Annotated in this window: 18 protein-coding genes and 1 tRNA gene; 9 read left to right on the top strand and 10 right to left on the bottom strand. The window is 64.0% G+C overall.

Features of this window, described 5'->3' with window-relative positions; translation table 11 throughout:
• Positions 1-307: 307 nt before the first annotated feature.
• Positions 308-383: transfer RNA gene (locus LB518_RS16755), tRNA-Lys, on the bottom strand.
• A 224-nt stretch (positions 384-607) separates the two neighbouring features.
• On the opposite strand from LB518_RS16755, the gene LB518_RS16750 reads away from it, so the two are divergent.
• From LB518_RS16750 to LB518_RS16710, 9 genes are all read left to right on the top strand, one after another.
• The gene (locus tag LB518_RS16750; protein WP_224578664.1) at positions 608-1,366 is read left to right on the top strand and encodes a DUF2927 domain-containing protein; all 759 of its coding nucleotides are present in this window, start codon (positions 608-610) and stop codon (positions 1,364-1,366) included.
• Positions 1,367-1,555: 189 nt separating this feature from the next.
• Positions 1,556-2,374: a tyrosine-protein phosphatase gene (locus LB518_RS16745; protein ID WP_224578663.1), complete on the top strand. Its 819-nt coding sequence runs from the start codon at positions 1,556-1,558 to the stop codon at positions 2,372-2,374.
• A 207-nt stretch (positions 2,375-2,581) separates the two neighbouring features.
• Positions 2,582-3,265, top strand: coding sequence for a polysaccharide biosynthesis/export family protein (locus LB518_RS16740; RefSeq protein ID WP_224578662.1), 684 nt, complete (start codon positions 2,582-2,584; stop codon positions 3,263-3,265).
• 31 nt (positions 3,266-3,296) lie between these two features.
• Complete coding sequence (locus LB518_RS16735; protein ID WP_224578661.1) at positions 3,297-5,570, top strand: GumC family protein; 2,274 nt, start codon at positions 3,297-3,299, stop codon at positions 5,568-5,570.
• A gap of 214 nt (positions 5,571-5,784) precedes the next feature.
• Positions 5,785-6,297, top strand: coding sequence for a J domain-containing protein (locus tag LB518_RS16730; protein WP_224578660.1), 513 nt, complete (start codon positions 5,785-5,787; stop codon positions 6,295-6,297).
• A 66-nt stretch (positions 6,298-6,363) separates the two neighbouring features.
• Positions 6,364-7,725, top strand: coding sequence for a carbohydrate binding domain-containing protein (locus LB518_RS16725; RefSeq protein WP_224578659.1), 1,362 nt, complete (start codon positions 6,364-6,366; stop codon positions 7,723-7,725).
• Positions 7,726-7,727: 2 nt separating this feature from the next.
• Positions 7,728-9,185 (top strand): O-antigen ligase family protein, encoded by a 1,458-nt coding sequence (locus LB518_RS16720; protein ID WP_224578658.1) that lies wholly within the window; start codon positions 7,728-7,730, stop codon positions 9,183-9,185.
• Between the two features lie 248 nt (positions 9,186-9,433).
• A complete protein-coding gene (gene gmd, locus LB518_RS16715) occupies positions 9,434-10,507 on the top strand; it encodes a GDP-mannose 4,6-dehydratase (protein WP_224578657.1) in 1,074 nt (357 codons plus the stop codon).
• 40 nt (positions 10,508-10,547) lie between these two features.
• Entirely contained in the window at positions 10,548-11,759 is a 1,212-nt protein-coding gene (locus LB518_RS16710) for a WcaI family glycosyltransferase (protein WP_224578656.1), read from the top strand.
• A 6-nt stretch (positions 11,760-11,765) separates the two neighbouring features.
• On the opposite strand, the gene LB518_RS16705 is transcribed toward LB518_RS16710, so the two are convergent.
• From LB518_RS16705 to LB518_RS16665, 9 genes are all read right to left on the bottom strand, one after another.
• Positions 11,766-12,056 (bottom strand): hypothetical protein, encoded by a 291-nt coding sequence (locus tag LB518_RS16705; protein ID WP_224578655.1) that lies wholly within the window; start codon positions 12,054-12,056, stop codon positions 11,766-11,768.
• 390 nt (positions 12,057-12,446) lie between these two features.
• The gene (locus LB518_RS16700; RefSeq protein WP_224578654.1) at positions 12,447-13,940 is read right to left on the bottom strand and encodes a CYTH and CHAD domain-containing protein; all 1,494 of its coding nucleotides are present in this window, start codon (positions 13,938-13,940) and stop codon (positions 12,447-12,449) included.
• A gap of 31 nt (positions 13,941-13,971) precedes the next feature.
• Entirely contained in the window at positions 13,972-15,237 is a 1,266-nt protein-coding gene (locus tag LB518_RS16695; RefSeq protein ID WP_224578653.1) for an MgtC/SapB family protein, read from the bottom strand.
• Between the two features lie 73 nt (positions 15,238-15,310).
• Positions 15,311-17,125 carry an allophanate hydrolase gene (atzF, locus tag LB518_RS16690; RefSeq protein ID WP_224578652.1) on the bottom strand — a complete coding sequence of 605 codons (1,815 nt, stop codon included), beginning with the start codon at positions 17,123-17,125 and terminating at the stop codon, positions 15,311-15,313.
• A complete protein-coding gene (gene uca, locus LB518_RS16685; protein ID WP_224578651.1) occupies positions 17,125-20,757 on the bottom strand; it encodes an urea carboxylase in 3,633 nt (1,210 codons plus the stop codon). Before uca ends, atzF begins: the two co-directional genes overlap by 1 nt.
• 4 nt (positions 20,758-20,761) lie before the next feature.
• Positions 20,762-21,427 carry an urea amidolyase associated protein UAAP2 gene (locus LB518_RS16680; RefSeq protein WP_224578650.1) on the bottom strand — a complete coding sequence of 222 codons (666 nt, stop codon included), beginning with the start codon at positions 21,425-21,427 and terminating at the stop codon, positions 20,762-20,764.
• A gap of 10 nt (positions 21,428-21,437) precedes the next feature.
• A complete protein-coding gene (locus tag LB518_RS16675; protein WP_224578676.1) occupies positions 21,438-22,262 on the bottom strand; it encodes an urea amidolyase associated protein UAAP1 in 825 nt (274 codons plus the stop codon).
• An 8-nt stretch (positions 22,263-22,270) separates the two neighbouring features.
• The gene (locus LB518_RS16670; protein WP_224578649.1) at positions 22,271-23,107 is read right to left on the bottom strand and encodes an ABC transporter ATP-binding protein; all 837 of its coding nucleotides are present in this window, start codon (positions 23,105-23,107) and stop codon (positions 22,271-22,273) included.
• 10 nt (positions 23,108-23,117) lie between these two features.
• Positions 23,118-23,939, bottom strand: a complete 822-nt coding sequence (locus LB518_RS16665) for an ABC transporter permease (protein ID WP_224578648.1) — start codon at positions 23,937-23,939, stop codon at positions 23,118-23,120.
• Positions 23,940-23,969 lie beyond the last annotated feature (30 nt).

The following is a 23,969-nucleotide window of genomic DNA, read 5'->3' as shown; positions in this document are numbered from 1 at the left end:
GGTCATGGGTTCGAATCCCATCGGGCTCACCAGGACCTCGCGACGTCTGCCGGCATCGGGCGCCTCTCCGCGCGCTCCTCGCTTGGAGCCGCCGATCTCGACAGAGCGGCGCGTTTCGGGCAATGCTGCGCCGCACAAGGCCAGACTGAAGCGTTCACTCAAGGAAGGGTTGCTGTCGATGACCGAGTTTTCGCTCTCGAAGCGGCGGGTCTATGTCGCGGGGCATCGCGGGATGGTCGGTTCGGCCGTTGTCCGCAGGCTCGAGCGCGCGGAGAGGCGCCCGATGCCGGCAGACGTCGCGAGGTCCTGGTGAGCCCGATGGGATTCGAACCCATGACCCCATGATTAAAAGTCACGTGCTCTACCGGCTGAGCTACGGGCTCGTCAGGGACCTGCGCGAAAGTGCGCGGAACCTAGTCGGCGCGCGGCGGTGGGTCAATAGCGGCAGCGCGCATGTTGCGTCCATGCGGAAGGTTGCGCTGGTGAGAGGCGCCGCCGATAAAAGAGCAACCGTCTGGAGCATGGCAAGATGCTGGCACCCTGTCTCACCTCTACCGTCCGAGTTCTCGCGGCGCGCGGACGAAAGCGCCGTCGATGGACGGCCGCCTTGCTGGCGCTTGTTGTTCTGCCGGCCATCGCTTTTGCCGCGCCCGCCACGCCGCCCGTCGCAGACTATGCGTCCGCCGATCTGATGCGCGGATTCATGCTGACCGTGTTTGGGCGCGAAGGGCCGAAGTCGAGCGCGATGGCCGGCCAGTATGTCAACAAGTTCATCGATCCTGTCAGTGTGCTCGTGCTCGACAACAGTTCCGTGCCGTCGCGGGAGGGCGAGGTCCGCTCGTTCGTCAAGCTTCTCGCCCGCACGGTGCCCAATTTGAAAATCGCGATAGCGGACGATCCGGCCAAAGCGCAGGTGTTCGTTTTTCTCGTCAATCGGTCCAACTATCGACGCGTGATCGCGGATGCACTGCCAAAGGGCGATCAGGCATCGTTCCTCGAGGGTAACCGCTGCTCCACGATCATGTGGAACCGCACGACCGGTGTGCTCGACCGCGCCTATGTCTTCGTCCTGGCCGATCGCGGCGACGAGGCGTTCGCAAGCTGTCTGGCGGAAGAGCTGACGCAAGCGCTGGGGCCGGCCAACGACAGCGACCAGCTGCCTTTTTCGCTCTACAACGACAGCAACGATGTCGGCACGTTCGGACTGTTCGACTGGTACATCCTGTCAATGGTCTACGACCGCGACATCCTGGCCGGGATGACGCAGCAGGAGGCGCTGACCCGGCTGCCGAAAGCCATTGCACGGCTGCGGCCAAAAGCGGCTGCCGTGGCGCAGCTGTTGGCTTCGCGCCAGGGTCTTGATTGATCTGCTGCAGTGCAATATCGTTTGTGCGGCGCAATTACGCCACAATTAGGCTTAAAGAAGGACGTTGCCTGAGGAGGAACGTCAGGTCCTCGCTGCAGCGAGGTCGTGGTATTGTCGGCTGTTCGCGGCCGGGATCGGTGGGCTGATGCGGGGAACAGATGCACGCGCCTCACGGCGGGAGTTGAGTGCTTGATCGACCTTCATTGTCACATACTGCCTGGAATTGACGACGGCGCTCCGGACATCGACGTCTCGATCGCCATGGCACGCGCTGCCGTTGCCGATGGCATCACGGTCACCGCCTGTACGCCGCACATCATGCCGGGCGTCTACAACAATAACCGGGCCATTATCGAGGAGCGGATGGCGGTTCTCTCGGCGCGCTTCGCCGAAGAAGGAATCGATTTGAAGCTGGTGGTCGGCGCCGATGTCCATATGGATGTCGAACTGACCTCCGGGCTCAAATCCGGCCGCATTCCCTCGCTCAACAACTCTCGCTATTTCCTGTTCGAGCCGCCGCACCATGTGCCGCCGCCGCGCATCGAGGACAATGTCTTCTCGATCATGTCGGCCGGCTATGTACCGATCCTGACGCATCCCGAGCGGCTGTCGTGGATCGAGAGCCATTACGCGGTGATGGAGCGCCTGGTGAAGATGGGCGTACTCATGCAGATCACCGCCGGATCAATCACGGGCCAATTCGGCCGGCGCGTGCGGCACTTCGCCGACAAGATGATCGACGAGGGGCTCGTGCATATCCTCGCGACGGATGCTCATAACCTCACCGGCCGCCCCCCGAATCTGTCGCATGCTCGCGATCTGGTCGCGGAGCGATTGGGTGAGGCAGAGAGCATTCACATGACGTCGACGCGGCCGCAGGCTATCATCGACAACCTTTCTCCGGACCTCATGCCATCGCGACCGGCGGCGGATCTTTCGACGAGAAGCGAGACTCAAAAAGGATTGTTGGCTCGGTTCGGCTTCGGACGCCGGAGCAGGGCATCATAGATCCGCGTGTTGCATGGTGCAGTGCGAGACGATCCCGCATTGCATCATTCCGCTCGGCTGGTGTAGTTGATATATGCAGCGCGGGTCACCGCGAAGCTCTGCGCGACAGGAGTTCCAGTGCCCGTTCGAATGTCCATCGCGGTTGTTCTGATCGCCACTTTACTGGCCGCTTGTTCCTCGGTGTCTACCCCGTCGAACGAAGCAACCATGAGTAGCTATGCTACCGCGCCTGTGTCCAAGGGTACGTTCTCGGCCGCCCAGGCGGGACTTCCCGCTGGCGCGGGGGCGGGCGCGCTGCCGGCGCCGAGTTTCGACCAGGCGAATGCGCTGCAGTACAAGCTTGGTCCGCTTGATGCTCTGAACATTGTCGTGTTCCAGGTTCCCGATCTCTCGGGCAGCTTCCAGGTTGGTTCGGATGGGATGCTCAATTTGCCGCTGGTCGGCAATGTTCGCGCCGCCGGCCGCACAGCTCAGGAAGTGCAGAAGGAGATCACCAGCAAGCTGGCGGCCTCCTATCTGCAGCAGCCGCAGGTCTCGGTAACGGTCACCGGCTTCAACAGCCAGAAGGTCACCGTCGATGGTACGGTGGTCAAGCCGGGCATCTTCCCTGTCTCGAAGGGCGGATCGACGCTGCTTGAATATATCGCACTGGCCGGCGGTCTTCCGCGCCAGGCTGATCCGGCCAATGTCGTGATCTTCCGCGAGATCGGCGGCAAGCGCATGGCGGCTCGCTTCGACGTCGCACAGATTCGCAAGGGCCTGGCGACCGATCCGATCGTTTACGGCGGCGACACCATCGTGGTGCCGACTTCGGGTGTGCGCAGCGCATGGGCGGACTTCCTCTCCGCGGTGCCGGCAGCCTCGTTCGTTGCCAGAGTCGGTGGGATATAGGTAATCCGGGCCTGATACTCAGGAGGACTTGATGAGCGACGACCCGAGATCAGACAAGGCTGTGACGACGTGGAGCGCATCGACTGCGCCCACGAAGCCGTCGACGGCCGTGTCGCAGAATCTCTATGGACCGCCGCCGGCCGACACGCAGGTGGAGAAGCTCGGCCTCGACATCGGCCGCATCTTCCGCGTCGTCATGAAGCACCGCTACGTGATTGGCGGCATCGTCGGCGCCTGCCTTGTCCTCGGCATCGTCATGACGTTGACGGCAACGCCACTGTATATGGCCGACGTGACGATCGAAACGTCATCCGATACCGTCAATGTCTTGAACGATAAGTCGCTCGATCCGGAGAACGGTGGCGGGAGCGACCAGACCGAGATTGCTACCTATGTCGAGTTGATCGGCAGTCGCTCGCTCGCAGAGCGCGTCGTCAACGATCTGAAGCTTGCCGACGATCCCACGTTCGTCAATCCGGTCAATCGTTCGCTGATCGCGCGCGCCAAGGGTCTCATCTTCGGCTCGTCCGGCGATGACGGGCAGCGCTCGCTCGAGTCCCGCCAGAAGGCGGCGATCAGCACGGTTCACAACAATACCACCGCGAAGGCGGTCAAGGCCTCGCGGTTGTTGACGATCAGCTACAGCGACACCGACCCGCGCAGAGCGCAGCGGATAGCGGATGCTCTGGCGTCCGGTTTCATCAAGGCCAATCTCGATCGCCGCTTTGACGCGACGACCTATGCGCGCTTGTTCCTCGAGGACCAATTGCAACAGGTCAAGCTGAAGCTCGAGGACTCCGAGCGCAAGGTGGTCGCCTATGCCGACCGGGAAAAGCTCGTCACACTGGACGATCAGAAGACGATCCTTTCCCAGAAGCTGGAGGATCTCAATACGGCCCTCGGGAAGGCGTCGGTCGACCGCGCAAACGCCGAGCAACTGTGGTTGCAAGTGAAGGACGTCAAGGAATATTCGGACATTCCGACGACGGAGCAATCACCGACGATCATCAACCAGCTTCGTGCGTCGCGTTCGGATCTTCTTGCCGATTATCAATCGAAGCAGCTGACCTTCAAGCCAGGCTTTCCGATGATGGTGGCGCTGAAGGCCAGGATCAGCGATATCGACCAGCAGATCGCGGAAGAGGTCGAGAAGACCAAGAATACGATACGGTCAACCTATGAGTTGGCGGTCCAGCGTGAGCAGGCATTGACAACAAATCTCGATTCGACGCGCGCCGAACTTATCGATACGCGCAATCGAAGCGTCGAATATACGATGTTGCAGCGCGAGGCCGACACCAACCGCACGCTTTATGACGGTTTGCTGCAACGCTATAAGGAAATCAGCGTCATCGGTGGCGTTGCCGCCAATGGACTTTCGATCGTTGATTCGGCCAGTCTCCCGGGCGCACCCTATTCGCCGCGTCTTGCCTTCAACGTCGCCCTGGCCTTGTTTGCAGGCATGCTACTTGGTCTCGGCGCCGCATTTGGCCTCGAATATTTCGACAACACGATCAAGACGCCCGACCAGATGGAAGTGCTGCTCGGCATTCCGGTGTTGGGGCTTATTCCCGTGTTGCCGGCCGATCAGTCGGTCCAGTCGGTGCTCGAGGATCCGCATTCAGCGATCTCGGAAGCCTATCGAAGCGCGCGAACGGCGCTGCAGTTTTCGACTGATCGCGGTGTGCCGAAAAACTTCGTCGTCACCAGCGCCCGCCCGTCAGAAGGCAAGACGACGACCGTCACGACGCTTGCGCGCATGTTTGGCCAGATCGGCATGAACGTCCTCGTGATCGACGCGGATCTGCGCAATCCGTCGATGCACAAGATCATCGGCATCGACAACAGCTACGGTCTCAGCAATTTCCTCACCGGAAGCATCGAATCCGAGTCGATCATCCGTGATTCGGGCGTTGCGAATGTTTCGGTGATTTCGTCGGGGCCGATCCCGCCGAATCCGGCAGAGCTTCTTTCCAGTCCGAAGATGCTGACGTTGCTCACCGAGCTGCGGGACCAGTTCGATCTCATCATTGTCGATAGCGCGCCCGTCATGGGGCTGGCCGATGCATTGCTGCTATCGAGCGTAGCCGATGGCACGCTGATCGTCTGTTCGGCCGGTGAAACGCCCGCTGAGACCGTGAAGGCGGCGACGAAGCGGCTGTCGATGACCAACAGCCAGTTGCTCGGCGGTATCCTGACGAAGTTCAATGCGCAGAAGGCCGGCTATGGCTACGCCTACTACGGCTACGACTACTATGGGTATGGCAAGGATAACCAACCACAACCCTCGCTGCCCGCGGCCTGACGCTGCAACCGGATGGCACTGAGGTCTGGCGATACGAGCATGCATCGGGTAGCCTCTCGCCGCAGCTGCGGGCAAACCGGGCGCGCAGGGCTGGAAATCGAATATGCGTCATTATCAGGGGCCTCAATTGCGGCGCGGCCGTACGCCGGCGACAAGGTCGCGGGCCCCTGTCGCTGCGCAGGCCGTCAGCGGCGCGTCCAAGCCGGACGCTGCATTGACGGTTGCGGTCCGTCTCTATCGTTCGCCGGGTCTCGCGCGGGGAATCCGACATTCGCCCTTGCCGCCCGAAATCATTCTGGTCATCAAGATCGCGGCAGGCTGCCCGATCTCGTGTGCCTTTGCGGTGGCCCAGACCGGTCTCGACGAGCCGGCCCTCATGCGAATTGCGACGCTCTATCTCCTGGTGGTGCTGTTCGGACAGGAATCGGATCCGCATCGAACGCTTGGCCTGGCCGCCGGGGCGTCGCCGGAGCTCGTTCAAGACCACAGGAAGTGGCTCCTGAAATGGCTCCATCCGGACCGGAATCCCAATCCGAATCTGGCCGGCCTGTCGGTGCGGGTGCTGGCTGCGTCGGCGGCGCTCGCCGGGGCGGCGGCGCAATTGCCGGTGCTTGCGGCCGAACCGCAGGACGCCAAAGCGCCAACACCCGTTGGAACCGAAGGAGCCGAGCGTCGGCGGAAGTATCAGCTTCGCCATGTCTGGGTCCCGCTTCGGGTCGATGGCTGAGCCGCCTGTCGGCAAGGATCATCGCGTTGACCAGCGGCGAAGGCTCGCTGCGGAGGTGGTTCCGCCATGACTGACACAACCGGCCGCCGACGGCGGAGCAAGTCGCGCTCAAGCACGCGGAGCGGCGGCTCGCGCACGGCGCGGTGGCACTGGAGTTCACCCAAGGCCGTGCTGCTAGCCAAGGGCGTGGTCGCGGCGTTTGTTTCTCTGGTCGCGATCGTTTTCATCAGCCAGCATTTCAGTGCCGACGATGTGGTCTCCCCGATTGCGGATGCCGGCTGGCACAGTGATGGCGTCACCGGCGACCTCGCAAAGGGCGTCAGCGCACTGATTGTGCAGCCGCCGGCCCTCGACGAGGCAAGGGCGGCGGCGAATCGGGCGCTCGAACTCAGTCCGCTGAATATCGGAGCTCTCGATATTCTCGCCTATGCGGCGGACGGCGCAGGGGACAAGGCGGCCGTGGCCCGATATCGCAATCTGATCTACGAACGAACACGGCGACACACGCCCACATTGCGTTGGAAGTTCGACGATGCGGTCGCAGCCCGAGACTTCGCGACGGCGACCGAGGCCGCGAAGGCAATGTTGCGGCAAGATATCAAACAGCCGAACTCGCGCTATGTCATGGCGGTGCTTGTGTCTCTGACCAGCGATAAGCAGGCGCGACCTTTCATCCTGACTGCAGTTTCGGAGCAGTCGCCCTGGCGCAGGACATTCCTCGATCTCTTCGCGAGTCAGGGTGATCCGGAACTGTTCCCGGACTTCATGGCCAGTCTGCCACCGGTGGACGGGATGCCCTTCAATACGAGTTGGAACGCGTATTTCGACAGGCTGATCAAGGGCGGCGCCAGCCGACAGGCCTACGTCATTTGGACAAGCCTTCAGCCGGCCGATCAGATGCGGTCGCTGGCACTGCTCTACAATGGCGGCTTTGAATTGCCTGCCAGCGGGCTACCCTTTGATTGGACCATCGCCAAGGCACGCGGAATGGAGATTGTCGCCGACCCCGATGATCCGGGCGAGGGAAGCTCGTCGCTCAGGGTCACCTTTGGTGGTTCGCCGATGGACTTCCGCCATGTCCGCCAGACGCTCATTCTCGATCCTGGTCGCTATAAGCTGTCCGGCATGACGAAGACCCAGGACCTCGTCACGAGTCGTGGCCTGTCATGGGGCATCTACTGCAATGGAGCGCGGGGCGAAACGCAGCTGGATTCCTCGCCGTCCTTCTCGGGGACTTCGGGATGGACCCGCTTTTCGGTCGAGTTCGACGTGCCGCCGCAGTTCTGCGACTATCAGACCATTCGTCTTGAACTTCCGGCTCGTATCGACGCCGAGCGGCGTGTTCAGGGAACTTTGTGGGTCGATGACCTCTCGATTGTTTCGGTGCAACCTCCGGATGCCGGTACAACACCGGCCGCAGGAGGGTGATCATGTCTGACACAGCTCTCCTCGCGTCACATTCTCACGATCGTGGTCAGACTCTTTATGACCGCGTCCTGTTCCTTTACGCCTGTGCCGTCTTCGCGACCGCGGTTCTTCTTGGCGGCGACACGGCCGTTGGAGCGTTTTCCGATCAGCTGATCGAGATCATCAGCGTTCCGTTGCTCGTGCTGTCGCTTTCAAGGCTCATGCACACCCGTTGGCAGGCGGGTTGGGGTTGGGTGCTCTTGATTCCGGTTCTGGCGCTGGCCGTGCCGCTGTTGCAGCTTGTGCCCCTGCCGCCGTCGCTCTGGACTGGGTTGCCGGGGCGCGCCGCGGTGGTCGAAGTCCTTCAGGCCGCTGGATTGCCGATCGGCTGGCGCCCGCTCAGCCTGGCCCCCTTCGCGACGCTCTATTCCTTTCTCTCCCTGCTGCCGGCAACGGCTCTGTTCGTCGCGACGATTCAGCTCGAGACCAGCCGTCGCTATGCATTGTTGGTGGGGGCGTTGGCGGTGGCGGGAATCAGCGGCCTCCTCGGCATCGTTCAACTGCTGAGCCGCGATGTTTCCGATATCACGATGGACGGCGCGGGACGTGCCGGCTTCGCGATCGGGTTCTTCGCCAATCGCAATCACTATGCTGCTCTGATCTATGTAATGATTCCGCTGGCCGTCATGTGGACCCTGCGCGAAATGCGGGGTAGCCGCGGGCGACGGCGTGTACTTGGCATGGTGTTCGGCGGCGGGGTGGTCGCGAGCCTCCTGGTCGGGCTCTCGTCCGCCTATTCGCGCGCGGGAATTGCACTCGGCGTCGTGTCGCTGCTCGGCTCGGCCTTTATCGCCTGGCGTACAGCGGGGCCGTCCCGGCTCGGACGCTGGCCGGTGATCATCGCCGGCGGCGCGTTGCTCGTGTTTGCCGTCGTGCTGCAGCTCGGGCTGATCCAGCTGCTGATATTTCGTTCGGTTTCCGACAGCGCTCGTGCCTCCATCGCGCGGCTGACGATGGAGGCGATCGAACAGTATTCCTTCGCGGGGTCGGGCTTCGGGACATTCGTGCCGGTGTTCAAGGCCTTCGAACAGCCGTCCGACGTCATCGTCTTCTTCATCAACCACGCGCATAACGACTATCTTGAGCTGACGCTTGAGGGCGGCGTTCTCGCGGCGATCGTGATTGCCATCTTCCTCATCTGGTTCGGCAAGCGGTTCTGGACGATCTGGCTGTCACGCTTCTACGCGGCGAGCGGGGACCAGCGGATGTTGGCCAGCGCGGCCAGCCTGTCGGTCGGCTTGCTGCTGTTGCACTCGCTGCTGGATTATCCGATGCGAACGTTGACGCTGATGAGCTGTTTTGCGGTCGCCTGCGCCTTCATGACGACGCCACCGCCCGAGGCAGAAGGCTCCCATCGCCGCCGCCACGGCTCATCACGGGGCGAGCTATCGGGCTCGCGCGAGCGGATCCCGCGCGGCTGAAGCGTGGCGGCCTTCGCGGTGCTGTCGTTCATCCCGGGGCGAAGGGTGGCTGCCGCGGGCTGCTCTGGCGGTGCTGGCCGTGGCAGCGTATGAAGTCAGTGGGGCGGGTTCATGCCGGATGTCGCGGGTTATGACGCAGGCGCACATTTATGTTGCACTGCCGCATAAAACCTCCATAACATTCGCGTTGAAGGCTCATCCGCATGATCGAGTGACAGCTCAACTTTTACTGAACGGCGACAGGATTCATGGTTTCACATACGGGGAAGACGGCGCTGATCACCGGCGCGACGGGTCAGGACGGGGCGTATCTCTCGGAGCTTCTGCTCGAGAAGGGCTATGTCGTGCACGGTGTGAAGCGGCGGTCGTCGTCGTTCAACACGGGCCGTGTCGAGCATCTCTACCAGGATCCGCACGAGAGCCATCCGCGCTTCATCCTGCATTATGGCGACATGACGGATTCGACCAATCTGATCCGCATCGTCCAGCAGACGCAGCCGGACGAAATCTACAATCTCGCCGCGCAGAGCCACGTTCAGGTCTCTTTCGAGACCCCGGAATATACTGCGAATGCCGATGCCATTGGCACGCTTCGCCTGCTCGAGGCGATCCGCCTGCTGGGGCTGACAGAGAAGACGCGCTTCTATCAGGCCTCGACCTCCGAGCTCTATGGCAAGGTGCAGGAAATCCCGCAAAGCGAGACGACGCCGTTCTATCCGCGTTCGCCTTATGCCGCCGCCAAGCTCTACGGCTACTGGATCGTGGTGAACTACCGCGAGGCCTATGGCATGCATGCCTCGAATGGCATCCTGTTCAATCATGAGAGCCCGCTGCGCGGTGAGACCTTCGTCACGCGCAAGATCACGCGCGCGGTTTCGGCGATCCACCACGGGAAGCAGGACCGTCTCTATCTAGGCAATCTCGATGCCAAGCGCGACTGGGGCCATGCCCGCGAATATGTGCGCGGCATGTGGCTGATGCTTCAGCAGGACGAGCCGGACGACTACGTACTGGCGACTGGTGAGACCCACACTGTTCGTTCCTTCGTCGAGAAGGCATTCGCGTCGGTTGACGTGACGCTGGATTGGCAGGGCGAGGGTGTCGAGGAAAAGGGCATCGACACGAAGACCGGCAAGGTCCTCGTCGCGATCGATCCGCGCTATTTCCGTCCGACGGAAGTGGAACTGCTGATCGGAAATCCTGCCAAGGCCAAGGCCAAGCTGGGCTGGAGCCACGAAACTGGCCTCGATGCGCTCGTCGCCGAGATGATGGTCGAGGACCTCAAGGTCATGGCCCACGCGCCGGTCATGCATAACGCGTGAGGATGGCGCGCATGACTGCTTTCGACGCCGGGCTCATGCCATGACGGGACGGGTTCTCGTCTATGGCATGAACTACGCCCCTGAGATGGCCGGCGTTGGCCGTTATACCGGCGAGATTGCCGAACATCTCGCCGCTGGCGGCAAGGATGTCATCGTCGTGACCACGCCGGCCCATTATCCGGGCTGGGTGGTCCAGGCACCGTATCGAAATGGCTATCAAACCGAGCAGCTGAACGGCGTCACCGTCGTGCGCTGTCCGCTGCTTCTGCGCAAGCAGATGGAGGGCGTCTGGCGGTTGATCGCACCGATCAGCTTTGCGGCGACGTCGCTGCCGGCTGTGCTTTGGCAATTCATCCGCCATCGGCCGGATACGGTGCTCTGTATCGAACCGACATTGATCGCCGCGCCGATCGCCGTGCTTGCCGCCAAATTGACCGGCGCGAAGACGATCCTCCACGTCCAGGATCTTGAAGTCGATGCCGCGTTCGCTGTCGGTCATATCGGCAGCAAGCCGTGGCTGCGCCGTCTTGGCTACAGCTTCGAGCGGTGGGTGATGCGCGCCTTCGACCGCGTGGTGACGATTTCGAACCGCATGGCTGAAAAGATCACTGAAAAAGGTGTGGCGGAAGCCAATATCAGCGTGATCCGGAACTGGGTCGATCTCGATCAGATCTTTCCCGTCGAAGGGCGCAGTCCGTATCGCGATGAACTCGACTACGACGATGATACGTTCATTGTCCTCTATTCGGGCAATCTCGGCGCAAAGCAGGGCCTGCACATCCTGCTCGATGCTGCGGACGCGCTGAAGGATAATCGCTCGATCCGCTTCATTATCGCGGGCGAGGGGCCGGCGAAAGATGACCTGATCGCGCGCTATGACCATCTGGAGACGGTCAGGTTCCTGCCGTTTCAGCCCTATTCCCGGCTGAACGCGTTCCTGAACATGGCCGATCTGCATGCCTTGCCGCAGGATGCTAATGCTGCCGATCTGGTCTTGCCCTCGAAACTCGGCGGCATGCTCGCCTCCGGCCGCCCGATTGTTGTCACCGCGGCCTCGGACACCGAGATCTTCGAATTTCTCGGCCAGGCGGCGTTCATCACCCCGCCGGGCGATTCGTCCCGCCTCGCCGAGGCGATCCTCGATGTGGCCGCGCGCAAGATGACCACGGATCGCGTGCTGCAGCGCACGCTGTCATCTCAACTCTCGCGCACCGACGGCCTCAAGCGCTTCGCCGATGCCATGGAGTTCTGAGGCCGCTCAGCCGGCGTCCTTGTCGGGGCGCGGCGGCTTCGAACTCGGAGCCGAATTGTTGATCAGACGAGCCAGCCAGTAGGGCACCCAGAGTGGCAACCGGCGGTAAGGGTGGCCGAAGGGCAGTTTCTTGCCCAGTCGACGCGCGCGGACCGTTTCATCCTTTGCGCGCTTGGCGTCCATGGGCAGTGGATAGATGCTGACGATCGGATCGCTGGGGGTGAGGGCCTTCTCGCCCGAGTTTCCCGAAGAGCGACTGCGGCGCCGACGCCTTGTGGCGGTAATAGAATCCGGCATCGTCTTGTCCTTCTTAGCTCGGGCTCGCGGCGCTGTTGTATCGTCTTGCGGCGCGATCTGCTGTTGAAGACGAATCTTTGCCTTCAGCTATTCGGCTCATTATGCATCGACACGCAAGCCGAGCACAATATAAACCCGATACTACTTTCGATATGGTCTTGGCCGCATCGACTTTTACGTCCAACACATGCAATTGTCTTCTATCTCAGATTGCAATCGTCCCTCGGTCTGATCTGCGGGTTCTGCTCAAAGCCAGCGCGGCCGTCAACGCACAGATAGGGAGACGAGTTCCCGGCACTGGTCCATTCGGTATCGCGCGAGCGCTTTCCCTTATCGTCAGCAAGTTCCGGCCCAACCGCGCGGACGTCCAAAGCGCCGTGACGGCATGGCCTATGTCCAGTAGGGCTTGCAGCCGACCAGGCGCTTGAAGGCTCTATCGGCCCCGCGCAACTCGGCCGTTTCCGGAGCGGAGGCCGTCAGTCCGAGCGCTGTGGTAACCGCGCCGCCTAGATGATCGCGCGCGAGGCGCTCGACATTGCGGCGATCGTTGAGCCGACCGAGATAGGTTTGCATATCCCGGACGGCGTCCTCCGCCTTGGCGCGACGCTTCTGGGCCTTAGCCTCAGGGAAAAATTCTCCAAAGAATTCAGTCGTATAGCGAAAGACCTTCGCTTCGATCCGCAGCTTGTGCCGAGCCTTGACCGGCAGCTTCGAAGGGCGCAGCGACCGGCCGATCCTTCGCCAACGGCGGGCTAGCGCCGTGGGGAGTTCAAGTACCGCCTTGCGGTCGAACGGCCGTTCACTCACCGGCGCGTCGATCTCAACGAAGGCGAGCAGGTCGAGCATGGTCGCGGCAAAGCGACGTCCACCCAGCGTGCGCCGTGCTTTTGCAAGCGCGCGTTGGCGCTCCGCGGCAATCAGGACCAGCGCGCCATCCGCGATCTCGGCATTCTGCGGCACGGCGCTGTTGAGAATATCGAGATCGCGCACTGTTCCAAGCCTCCGGAAAGCGCGGCGAACTGTTCGGGTGGGTTTCGCGAACGAGCGCGTGGTGGTGGTCTCGGCCGCGACGTCGAGCAGGCAGCGGAGCCGACGCAGCAGCACGCGCAGCCTGTGCACAGCCTCGGGATCGCCGGGTGCAAGGACGCCCGGCCGTTCGACCGCGATCTCCTCGATCAGTCCGGCCATCATCCGGCGAATGGCGAGCGTGATGTCCGGCGGGGCGAGCGGGTCGGCCTTTTGTCTGCCGGGCAGTACAGCCGCGCCGAGAAGCTGAAAGCCGCGCTCGGACTTCGCCAGCGGCTGGAGGTGCAGAGCGACGCGCCGGGCGGCCGCCTCCGCCAGAGCGAAAGCAGCCTCGATCGTCCCGACTTGAAGCTCAAACTCGACTTCGGTCACTGATGCGTGGCGATCCCCAGCGTTGATTATGCCCTGGTCGAGGCTGACACAGACAAAACCGCCGCCAGCTTCGACGCGCCATTCGGTGCGCTCGGTGTCGATCGTAAAGACGGGTGCCAGACGGCCAGCCGTGATGGCGAGGAGGTCTCCGGGAAGGGCGGATTCCAGCAATCCCTGGTCGAGCGCTTCGCCGGGGACTGGCCATTCCGCCTCGGAGCGGGCGAAGAGCCCGGCCGATCCGATCCGGGGCCCTTTCAGCGTCTGTATGGTCCCCTCTGCCGAGCGACGGAGGCGCAGCGCATATCCAGCGCGGTAGAGGGCATGGTCGTCCGTATCGAAATAGGTGGCGGAGAGCGATGTCTGGACCGCCGCGACATCTGCCAGGAATGCAAGGTTCCTGAACACGGCGAGATCGGAGGGATCGACCGCGAATTTGAGTTCGATCTCGCTGGGAGCGGTGGCGGTGGTCTCGTTGTCCATCTTCATCGGAACCCTTTCGGCCAGTCCGGGGCGGCGCTCAAGCCTGAGCGACCAACTGTGCGATAGTGCCCAACGCCGAACCTGCAACAATCGCTGCCGCCGTGATCAGCAACAGCCGAACGCGGAATCGGCTGCCGCCCAGCACGGCGCCGTAAGCGGCACGCGCCACGGCGTTGACGCCGAGGCAGATCAGCGTCGCGATCGCCGCGTCCTGCAGCGCGATCGATCGTCCGGCGAGCCGGGCGGTCGACACCGAAAAGGCGTCGACATCGGCAAGACCTGCGATCGCGCCGAGCGGATAGAGCCCGGCGCTGCCGAACTGCTGGTTGACGAAGGCCGCAGCAAATCCGATGGCCGCCAGCAGAACGGCGTAACCAACAACGGGCAGCAATTCGAACGGATTGCCGAGACGCATGCCGCCCGAGCCGGTGGAGGCAGGGCCAAGGGCCAGCCTCAGGGCGGGCAGGAGGAAGATGAGGGCGGCCGGGATCGCGGCCGCGGCGAGATAGGCAAAGAGGCTGGGCTCGATCACGGTGCTGACGACCAGCACGCGGAGCAGCGACACCGCTCCTGCCGCCGCGGCACCGGCAGCAAGCGTGGCGGCGTCTTCCCCGGTCGCTGCCCGCCTCGCAAAGGTGATGGTGACCGCCGTCGACGAAACCATCCCCCCGGTCAGCGCCGTGACGAGGATGCCGCGCGACGGCCCAAGGATCCGCATGCCGAGATAGCCGGCATAGGAGAGCCCGGCGAGCAGGATGGTGAAACCCCAGATTTCCCTGAGATTGATCGCACCGAGCGGATCAAGCGCCCGGTCCGGCAAGATCGGCAACACGATCGCCGTCATCGCCAGAAGCAGCAGGGTTGACCGCATCTCCTGCCACGTGATGCGGGCGACGAGGCCGTGCAGCCACTCGCGCGCGGCAAGCAAGGCGGCGGTCGCAATTCCGGCGGCGGCGGCGATGTTCCTGTCGCCGACAACCGCCAAGGCTCCAAGTGCGAAGACGAGCATCGCGGCGACCGTGCCCGTCACGCTGTAGTCGTGGTCGGCAAGGCTCTCATCGCGCTTGAACCAAGCAAAGACCGCAATGGAGCCGAGAAAGCCAATGCCGATGAGAACCGGAGCGTCGAGGCTGCGGGCGATGGCCGCGAAGATGCCCCCGAGCAATCCAGTCAGCGCATAGGTTCTGAGGCCCGCCGTGCGGCTGCCGGGCGCGGCTTCCCGCTCGCGCCAACCCCGTTCGAGGCCCACCACCAGTCCGATGGCGAGCGCCAGTGTCAGCCTCAGCGCCAGATCCGTGTCCATACGCGCCCCGCTCGACCAGACCGGCACAGACTAGCCGAGTTACGATCGAGGCGCTTGATCCAGCGCAGCAGCGTCAGGCGATGGCCGCTGCCCGCTCGGCGATATAGGCGCGCCAGCCGCCCAGTTTGGTGATCTCGCGCGCACCCTCAACGGCATGGGCCTCGCAGAGGAAGCCGGTCGCCTCGGAGCCGTCGTCGAGCATCACCTTGCCGACGCCGAGCGGCGCGGGAATGGCATTGACGAAAGCGCCAAACGCCGCCGGCGGGAGCGCCCAGACTTCGACGATCAGTCCCTCGCCTGCAAACCCGGGCTCGCGGACGAGGCCGGGCTTCGGCGGGGTCGTGTTGGGGAGGGCATAGAGCCGGTAGTCGCCGGCTGTGCGGCAGGTCTTGAGATGAACCCCGCCCGTGCTGGTCAGTTGGTGATTGAGCGGCATGCCGGTCAAATGCGCGCCGACCACCACAATCGGGATCAGGGCCGACGCGGTAGGCTCCAGCAGGTTGGCTTCGGGCAGGGCGGCGTCGCGGTCGCGTCCCATGCCAAATCCCTCGAGGCGATGCAGCCGGTCGCCGAGCGTTGCGAGCGCCTGATCAGCGAAAGCCGGGCCGACCAGCGTCACACCCGCCGGCAGTCCATCGGAGCGGAAGCCGGCGGGGACAGCGATCGCGCTGCAATCGAGCAGGTTCACGAAATTGGTGTAGCGGCCGAGATTGGAGTTGAGGCGGATCGGATCGGCCTGCATGGCCGCGACCGTGTAGGTCGTCGGAGCGGTCGGCAGTAGCAGAACGTCCATTCTGGCCCATTCGCTGTCCGTCAGCTTGCGCAATTCCTCGAGCCGGTACTGACCGCGAAACGCATCGACCGCCGAATAGGCGCGGGCGCCCTCGACGATTGTGCGGACCGTCGGATCCATGTCGGCGGCATGGTCTGCGACGAAGCCCTCGATTGCGGCGAGCCGCTCGGCCACCCAGGGGCCGCCATAGAGCAGCGCCGCGCATTCACGGAAGGGCGCATAGTCGATGTCGACCGCCGTCCCGCCGAGCGTCGCGAGCTTGGCGATGGCGGCGTCATAGAGCGCTTCAGTCTCGGCATCGCCGAAGAACTCGCGCTCTGCCTTGCCGAGGACGCCGAAGCGGAAGGCAGACTGTGGCAGGTTGACCGGCTCCAGATCGCGCGAATAGGGATCGGCGGCGTCATAACCGCTCGCAACGCTGCGAACGAGATCGGCGTCGCCCGCCGTTCCCGCCATCACGGTGATGCAGTCGAGGCTGCGGCAGGCCGGAACGAGGCCGGTGCCGGACAGCATACCGCGCGACGGCTTGACGCCGACCAGATTGTTGAAAGCAGCCGGGATACGGCCTGAGCCGGCCGTATCGGTGCCAAGCGCGAAGGCGACCTGGCCCGAGGCGACAGCGACCGCCGAGCCGGACGACGAGCCGCCCGAAACATAGGCCGGATCGAACACCGAGCGCGGGGCGCCATAGGGCGAGCGCGTGCCATTGAGGCCGGTCGCGAACTGGTCGAGATTGGTCTTGCCGATGACGAGCGCGCCGGCAGCCTTCAATTTCGCCACAACGAAGGCGTCAGCGGCGGGCCTATAGGCGAATGCGGGGCAGGCGGCCGTGGTTTCGAGGTCGGCGCAGTCGATATTATCCTTGACCGCGAAGGGCACGCCCCAGAGCGGCTGGTCGGCGCGGGCCGGTCCGGCAGCGACCAGGGCCTCGGCCGAAGCGAGAAGCGTCGCATTGTCCAAACGGTTGATCCAGACCGCCTTGTCGGGCCAGGCCTCGATGCGGGCGATGACGTCGCGGATCACGTCGACCGGGCTGAAGCGCCCGCTTCGATAGCCCTCAGTGAGGGTCGCGATATCGAGGAAGGTCGGCAGCATCAAAGGGCTCCTTCAAGCAAGGCGACGACATCGCCGGCGCGCACGGTGCGGCCCGGCTGGCAGCGCAGGCCCGCGATGCGGCCGGCCACCGGTGTCGTGATTTCCATTTCCATCTTCATCGATTCGACGATCACAACCGGCTGTCCGGCTTCGACCATCGAACCTTCTTCCACCAGTATCTTCCAGACATTGCCGGTCATCTGGGCCGAAATCGGCTGCATCCCTTCGGGAATGGCATCATCGGCCCCATCGACCCGCCCGCCTTCGTCGCTGACGAAGCTGTCGAGACCGCGCGCCTTCCAGTCGAGCCGCTCGGCCTCGAAGGCTGCCTGCTGCGTCGCCTTGAAGGCCTTGATGCCCGCGTCATTGGCCTCGAGCGACGCGGCATAGTCGGCATAGGAGAAGCTGGTTTCCTCGATCTTCAGCGGATAGCGGCCATGCGGGAAGGCCTCGCGCGCCTCGGCCAGCTCGGCCTCGCTCACCTCATGAAAGCGGACGCGATCGAAGAAGCGCAGCAGCCAGGGATGGCCCGGCTTGAACTCCGGCGTTTCGCGCCAGGCGTTCCACATCTGGATCGTGCGGCCGAACAGCTGGTAACCGCCCGGCCCCTCCATGCCATAGATGCACAGATAGGCGCCGCCGATGCCAACAGCGTTTTCCGGCGTCCAGGTCCGGGCCGGATTGTATTTGGTCGTCACAAGGCGGTGGCGCGGATCGAGCGGGGTCGCTACCGGCGCGCCGAGATAAACATCGCCGAGGCCGAGCACGAGATAATCGGCGTCGAAGACGATCCGCTTGACGTCGCCTTCCGAAGCAAGGCCGTTGATGCGGCGGATAAATTCGATATTCGAGGGACACCATGGCGCGTCGGGTCGGACGAGCTCTTGATATTTCCGCATCGCGAGCTGGACGGAGGGATCGTTCCACGAAAGCGGTAGGTGGACGATGCGCGAGGGAACGCTGACCTCTTCCGCAGCTGGCAACCCTGCCTCAATCTCTTCCAATGCGTCGATCAATCGGCTGACCGGCAGAACCGTGCTGTCAAAATGAAGTTGCAGCGAGCGGATGCCCGGCGTCAGTTCGATCAGCCCTTTGAGGCGCGCCGCGGCGACAGCCTCCATCAGCAGATGGATGCGCAGGCGCAGCGCGATGTCGAGCATCATCGATCCGTACTCGACGAGCAGATTGTCATCGCCAGCCCGGCGATAGACGACGCGGACCGGGCCCGTTTCGTTGGACCGCAGGATCGGGGAGGCGGGGGCGAAGGCCCTCTCCCGGAGGGAGAGGGGGCTCGGTTGCGCGGTTTGCAGCGGTTCAGTTCCATTGGCGGCAGTCGCGCCGGCGCCCTCGCTCCCGCTTGCGGGAGAGGGGTAGGGTGAGGGCGCTTCAGCCACCTCCGCCTCGACAAACCGCACGCCGTCGCCCGGCTTCAATTGGCCGATCTTCCACAGTTCGTCGCGCGTGATGACAGCGGGACAGACGAAGCCGCCGAGGCTTGGGCCGTCAGGCCCGAGGATGATCGGCATGTCGCCGGTAAAGTCGATCGAGCCGATCGCGTAGGCGTTGTCGTGGATATTGGAGGGATGCAGGCCAGCCTCGCCGCCATCGGCGCGGGCCCATGTTGGCTGCGGGCCGATCAAGCGGACGCCGGTGCGCGATGAGTTGAAATGCACCTCGTAGCGGGCCGAGAACAACGCGGAAATATCGCCCTCGGTGAAGAAGTCCGGCGCGCCATGCGGGCCCGAGCGGACGCCGATCGTCCAGTCGCGGGTCAGTTCGGGGCGCTCGTCGTCGGCGGGCGTCATCGGCTCTGACGCGATGCCATCGCCGATCTTCAACGCATCGCCAGCGCGGAGTGTTCCGGTCGCGTGGCCGCCGAAACGCCCGAGGCTGAAATTGGCACGCGAGCCGAGGAAGAGCGGCGCATCGATGCCACCGCGAACGGCGAGATAGCTGCGTTGGCCGGGTCCGGAAACCGCGCCGAAGGCGAGCACCGCGCCAGCCGGGACATTGACCGGCGCGAAGCAGGGAATCGGCACGCCATCGAGCTTCGGCGCCATGTCGGCGCCGGTGATTGCGATGATGGCGGCGCGATGGAAGCGAAGCATCGGCCCGGAGACGGTCAGTTCCAGCGCCGCCGCATCTTCGGCATTGCCGACGATGCGATTCGCGAGACGATGCGAGCGGCTGTCCATCGGACCTGAAGGCGGTACGCCGACATTCCACAGACCCACCCGGCCGGGATAGTCCTGCACGCTCGATTGCGCGCCGGGTGCGAGAACCTCGATGGCGCGCGGCACGAAGGGCAGTGTCTTCAGCGCCGCGGTCGAAACCTCACCGCTCACGAAAAGCTCCGATCCGGCGATGGCGCGGAGATAGTCGAGGTTCGTTTCGATACCTTGGACTGAGGTTTCGTCCAACGCGGATTTCAATCGGCCTAGGGCCTCTGCCCGGTCGGCGCCATGCACGATGACCTTGGCGAGCAAGGGATCATACCAGGCGGTCACCTCCGTCCCGGTTTCGATCCAGCCGTCGACGCGCACGCCTTCCGGCCAGCGAACCTCGGTCAGCAGACCGGCTTGCGGCCGAAAGTCAGCCTGCGGGTTCTCGGCATAGACGCGCACCTCCATCGCGGCCCCAGTCGGGACCAGCGATGCCTGCGCAGGCAAATCGAACTCGCCGGCCGCCTGGCGGATCATCCATTCGACGAGATCGACGCCGAAGACAGCCTCGGTGACCGGGTGCTCGACCTGCAGGCGGGTGTTGACCTCGAGGAACGAGACGTCGTCGCGCGCCACGTCATAGATGAACTCGACCGTGCCGGCGGATTCGTAGGCGACGCTCTCGCCGAGCGCGATCGCGGCAGACTGAAGCCGGGCACGAATAGTATGGGAGAGGTTCGGCGCCGGGGTCTCCTCGACAACCTTCTGGTTACGCCGTTGCAGCGAGCAGTCGCGCTCGCCAAGCGCCACGACGCGGCCCTTGCCGTCGCCAAAGATCTGCACCTCGACATGGCGGGCGACGGAGACATAGCGCTCCAGATAGACGCGCGCATCGCCGAAGCTTGACGTTGCCATGCGCTGCACGGTCTCGAAGCGGGCGGCGAGCTCGGCCGCATCATGGCAAAGTTGCATGCCGATGCCGCCACCGCCGGCCGTGCTCTTCAACATGACCGGGTAGCCGACGCGGCTTGCGGCTGCGATGGCTTCGTCGGCAGAACCGAGCAGACCGCTACCGGGGAGCAGCGGCACGCCTGATCCCTCCGCGAGCGCACGCGCCGTGTGCTTCAGACCGAAATCGCGGAGATGCGCCGGCCTTGGGCCGATGAACCGGATGCCGGCATCCGCAAGGCGTTCCGCAAAGATGGCGTTTTCGGAAAGGAAGCCGTAGCCCGGATGCACGGCCTCCGCGCCGGTGGCGCGGCAGGCGGCAATGATGGCGTCGATATTGAGATAGCTTTCCTTCGGCGCGGCCGGGCCGATGGCGACGGCTTCGTCGGCGTCGAGCGCGGCGCGGGCGAAGCGGTCGGCCTCGGAATAGACGGCGACCGAGGCAATGCCCATCCGGCGCAATGTGCGGATGATCCGGCTGGCGATCTCGCCCCGGTTTGCGATGAGAACCTTCTGGAACATGATGTTATGCGACCGCCGGATCGAAAATCATCACGCGTACCGGCGTCGGGTTGAAGCCGTTGCAGGGATTGTTGACCTGCGGGCAGTTCGAGATCGCGCAGATGACGTCCATGGCGGCGAGAATATCGACATGGTCGCCGGGTTTGGAGACGCCGTCGACAATCGCGAGCTTGCCGTCCGGCTCGATCGGCACGTTCATGAAGAAATTGATGTTCGGCACGATGTCGCGCTTGGTCATGCCATGCGCCGCCATCGCGATGATGAAGTTCTCGCGGCAGGCATGCATGTAGCGGGTGTGGTGGCCAAAGCGGACGGTATTCGCCTCGCAGGAGCAGGCGCCGGCCGAGGTATCGTGCCGGCCGCTGGTGTCGGCGACGACCGTCGCCATGACATTGCCGATATTGGAAACGAGCCGCGTGCCTGTGGTGACGTAGGGCGCGCCTTGCTCGAGGATCGTGTCCTGCGCGCTGTAGCGTTCGCTTGTGTCGGCGAGGCTGTAGAACAGCGTGTCGACCGCCTGCTGGCCTTCGAGATCGACGATGCGCAGGATCTGGCCGCGCCGGACCACGCCGGTCCAGGGTTTGTTGGCGGGGATGGTGAAGTCGTAGATCGCCTTGGCGGGATCAAGGCCGACCGGGAGGGCGAGGAAGCCCGCAACAGACTGGTTCATGGCGTCCCCCTCAGATGCGCGCTTGGCGGGCGTTGTTGTCGAAGCCGCGGCGGGCTTCTGCGGTGGCCGTGCGGCAAAGATCGTCGTCGGCTGCAGGCGGCACGCTGTGGACGATCGCTTCGATTGGGCCGGGCTCGAAGCTCGTGTCCGGCGCGAGCGGATGCGGGCAGTTCGAGAGCGCGACGATGACGTCCATCTCGGCGCGAAGATCGACGAAATCGCCAGCGCCGACGACGCCATCGCGCCAGGCAAGCTGGCCCGATGCATCGACGATGACGGGCGCGAAGAACGTGATCACCGGCGCGAGGTCGCGGAGGCCGAGGCCGTGCTTGCCAGCGGCGAGGAGCATGTTCTCGCGGGTCGAGCGAAGGCTGGCATCGCCATATTTGCGGGCGTTCGAGGCCGGCGTCGAACCGCCGACGATGGTGTCATGGGCGCCGGTCGTATCCTCAATGATCGAGAACAGCACGCGGCCCATATCGGAGAAGAGAACGCGGCCTTTGCGGAGTTCGGACGTCCACTGGATCTTGACCGTGTCCGCGCTGTTGTAGCGCTCGCTGGTATCGTTCGCGTTCCAGGCGAACAGCGAGACGCCGGATGTTCCGGACGTGTTGAAGAGGCGGAGCGCCGTGCCGGCCTGCAGCCTGAGCGTCGTGTACCAGCCGCCGGGGATCGTCTCGCGATGGATAACCGCGCTTTCGGCGATCGGCGCGGCGCCTTGCGGCGTCGGCGAGGGCAAGGCGCGCGGAGCGGCGGTATCGCCGGCTGCCTTCAGTTCCTCATAGCGTCTGCGGTTGGCCTCGATCTCGGCGGCCTTGTCCAAAGCCGGGTGCATCGCCTCGTTCACGGCGTGTCTCCTTGGAGGGCCGGGTCGTCCCGGAGTGATCCCGTCGATGGTACCGGGTCGTCCCGGCCGGGCATGGTCTTCTTCTTCGAAGGTCTCGGCTCGCCGGCAATGCGCTTCGGCCACACTTCGAAATCGCGGGTGATGGTGGCGCCATAGCGGCCGCCATCGGAGGGTTCGTTGCGGCGGCGTTCAAAGGCGATGACGCGCGTCCCGAGCGAGAACGCCTCCGACAGGTCGTGCGTCACCATGACGACGGTGAGCGGGCGCTCGTGCCAGAGCTTCTGCATGAGAACGTGGATCTCGGCGCGAATGCCGGGATCGAGTGCGCCAAAGGGCTCATCGAGCAGCAGCACCTTGGGCTTGGCGATCAACGCCTGCGCCAGGGCAAGCCGCTGCTGCATGCCGCCCGAAAGCTGCGCCGGATATTTCTCTTCCGATCCGGCAAGGCCGACGGCGGCCAGCATGCCGCGCGCCTCGTCCTCGGCCGCGCGACGGCTGGAGCCAAACAGGCGACCAAGCAAGGGTGCTGCCTTCAGTTCAAGCCCGAGCACGACATTGCCGAGCACCGTCAAATGCGGAAATACCGAATAGCGCTGGAATACGACGCCGCGATCGGCGCCAGGCTCGCGAGGGAGTGGCGCGCCAGCGATGGTGATCGTGCCGCGATCCGGCCGTTCCTCCGAGAGAAGCATGCGCAGGAACGTCGTCTTGCCACAGCCGGACGGGCCGACCAGCGCAACGAAAGCGCGCGGCGCGATCTCGAGATTGATGCCTTCGAGGATGACGCGGCCGTCATATTCCTTCCAGACATCCTTGACGATGATGGCGTTCATGGCCGGTTCCTCATCCTGAAGCCCGTGCGGCTTCAAACCATGGGAAGGCGCGGCGCTGGAGGACCGCAAGCGTCCGGTCCATCAGAAAGGCGAGGAGGGTGATCCAGGCGACATAGGGGAGGATCACATCCATCGCGAGATAGCGGCGCACCAGGAAGATGCGGTAGCCGAGGCCGGATTCCGAGGCGATCGCTTCGGCGGCGATCAGGAACAGCCATGCGGGTCCGATCTGCAGGCGCAGCGAATCGATCAGGCGCGGCAGCGTTTGCGGTAGCACCACGCGGAGGATGATCTGCCAGGTCGAGGCGCCGAGCGTCTGCGCCTTGATCGATTGCTGCGGCGGCAAGTCGCCGACCCGGAGCGCGACATCGCGCACGAGGCATGGCGCGACGCCGATAACGATCAGCGCGATCTTGGACGCCTCGCCAAGGCCCATGGTAATGAAGAGGATCGGCAGCAGCGCCAGTGGCGGAACCATCGAGACCACCGCGACGAAACTGCCGAGCCCGGCCCGGAAATAGGGCAGGAGGCCGATGACGATGCCGAGAACGAGGCCGATGATGACCGCAATCGCCAGCGCCGCGAACAGGCGATAGAGGCTCGCTTCCGTATCGACGAGCAGCAGGATGTCGCCGGTGCGCGGGTCGAGCTGGAACGCCATCCGGTTGATGGCGGCGGCGAAGCTCGCGAAGGAGGGCAGAAGCTTGTCGGACGGGTTTTCCGCAAGTCGGATCCCGGACCCAATGAGATAGGCCACCACCACGAGAACGAATGGAATGAGCGCCAGCAGTCGCGCAACGCCGGGGGCAGGGCGCCGATTGATCAGCCGCATCGGGCAGGCTCCGATGTCAGAAGTTCCCGG

The sequence above is a fragment of the Mesorhizobium sp. BR1-1-16 genome, from assembly GCF_020165495.1.
In the GTDB taxonomy this organism is placed as follows: domain Bacteria; phylum Pseudomonadota; class Alphaproteobacteria; order Rhizobiales; family Kaistiaceae; genus Kaistia.
Note: the sequence above shows the minus strand (reverse complement) of the source record. Positions and strands in the feature narration are given on the sequence as shown.

What these genes read in the sequence shown, in the direction of transcription:
- LB518_RS16740 (WP_224578662.1), top strand. Translation starts at nt 2,582, where the DNA reads ATGAGTAGCTATGCTACCGCGCCTGTGTCCAAGGGTACGTTCTCGGCC.
- LB518_RS16735 (WP_224578661.1), top strand. Translation starts at nt 3,297, where the DNA reads ATGAGCGACGACCCGAGATCAGACAAGGCTGTGACGACGTGGAGCGCA.
- LB518_RS16725 (WP_224578659.1), top strand. Translation starts at nt 6,364, where the DNA reads ATGACTGACACAACCGGCCGCCGACGGCGGAGCAAGTCGCGCTCAAGC.
- LB518_RS16720 (WP_224578658.1), top strand. Translation starts at nt 7,728, where the DNA reads ATGTCTGACACAGCTCTCCTCGCGTCACATTCTCACGATCGTGGTCAG.
- gmd (WP_224578657.1), top strand. Translation starts at nt 9,434, where the DNA reads ATGGTTTCACATACGGGGAAGACGGCGCTGATCACCGGCGCGACGGGT.
- LB518_RS16710 (WP_224578656.1), top strand. Translation starts at nt 10,548, where the DNA reads ATGACGGGACGGGTTCTCGTCTATGGCATGAACTACGCCCCTGAGATG.
- LB518_RS16705 (WP_224578655.1), bottom strand. Translation starts at nt 12,056, where the DNA reads ATGCCGGATTCTATTACCGCCACAAGGCGTCGGCGCCGCAGTCGCTCT.
- LB518_RS16700 (WP_224578654.1), bottom strand. Translation starts at nt 13,940, where the DNA reads ATGAAGATGGACAACGAGACCACCGCCACCGCTCCCAGCGAGATCGAA.
- LB518_RS16695 (WP_224578653.1), bottom strand. Translation starts at nt 15,237, where the DNA reads ATGGACACGGATCTGGCGCTGAGGCTGACACTGGCGCTCGCCATCGGA.
- atzF (WP_224578652.1), bottom strand. Translation starts at nt 17,125, where the DNA reads ATGCTGCCGACCTTCCTCGATATCGCGACCCTCACTGAGGGCTATCGA.
- uca (WP_224578651.1), bottom strand. Translation starts at nt 20,757, where the DNA reads ATGTTCCAGAAGGTTCTCATCGCAAACCGGGGCGAGATCGCCAGCCGG.
- LB518_RS16680 (WP_224578650.1), bottom strand. Translation starts at nt 21,427, where the DNA reads ATGAACCAGTCTGTTGCGGGCTTCCTCGCCCTCCCGGTCGGCCTTGAT.
- LB518_RS16675 (WP_224578676.1), bottom strand. Translation starts at nt 22,262, where the DNA reads ATGCACCCGGCTTTGGACAAGGCCGCCGAGATCGAGGCCAACCGCAGA.
- LB518_RS16670 (WP_224578649.1), bottom strand. Translation starts at nt 23,107, where the DNA reads ATGAACGCCATCATCGTCAAGGATGTCTGGAAGGAATATGACGGCCGC.
- LB518_RS16665 (WP_224578648.1), bottom strand. Translation starts at nt 23,939, where the DNA reads ATGCGGCTGATCAATCGGCGCCCTGCCCCCGGCGTTGCGCGACTGCTG.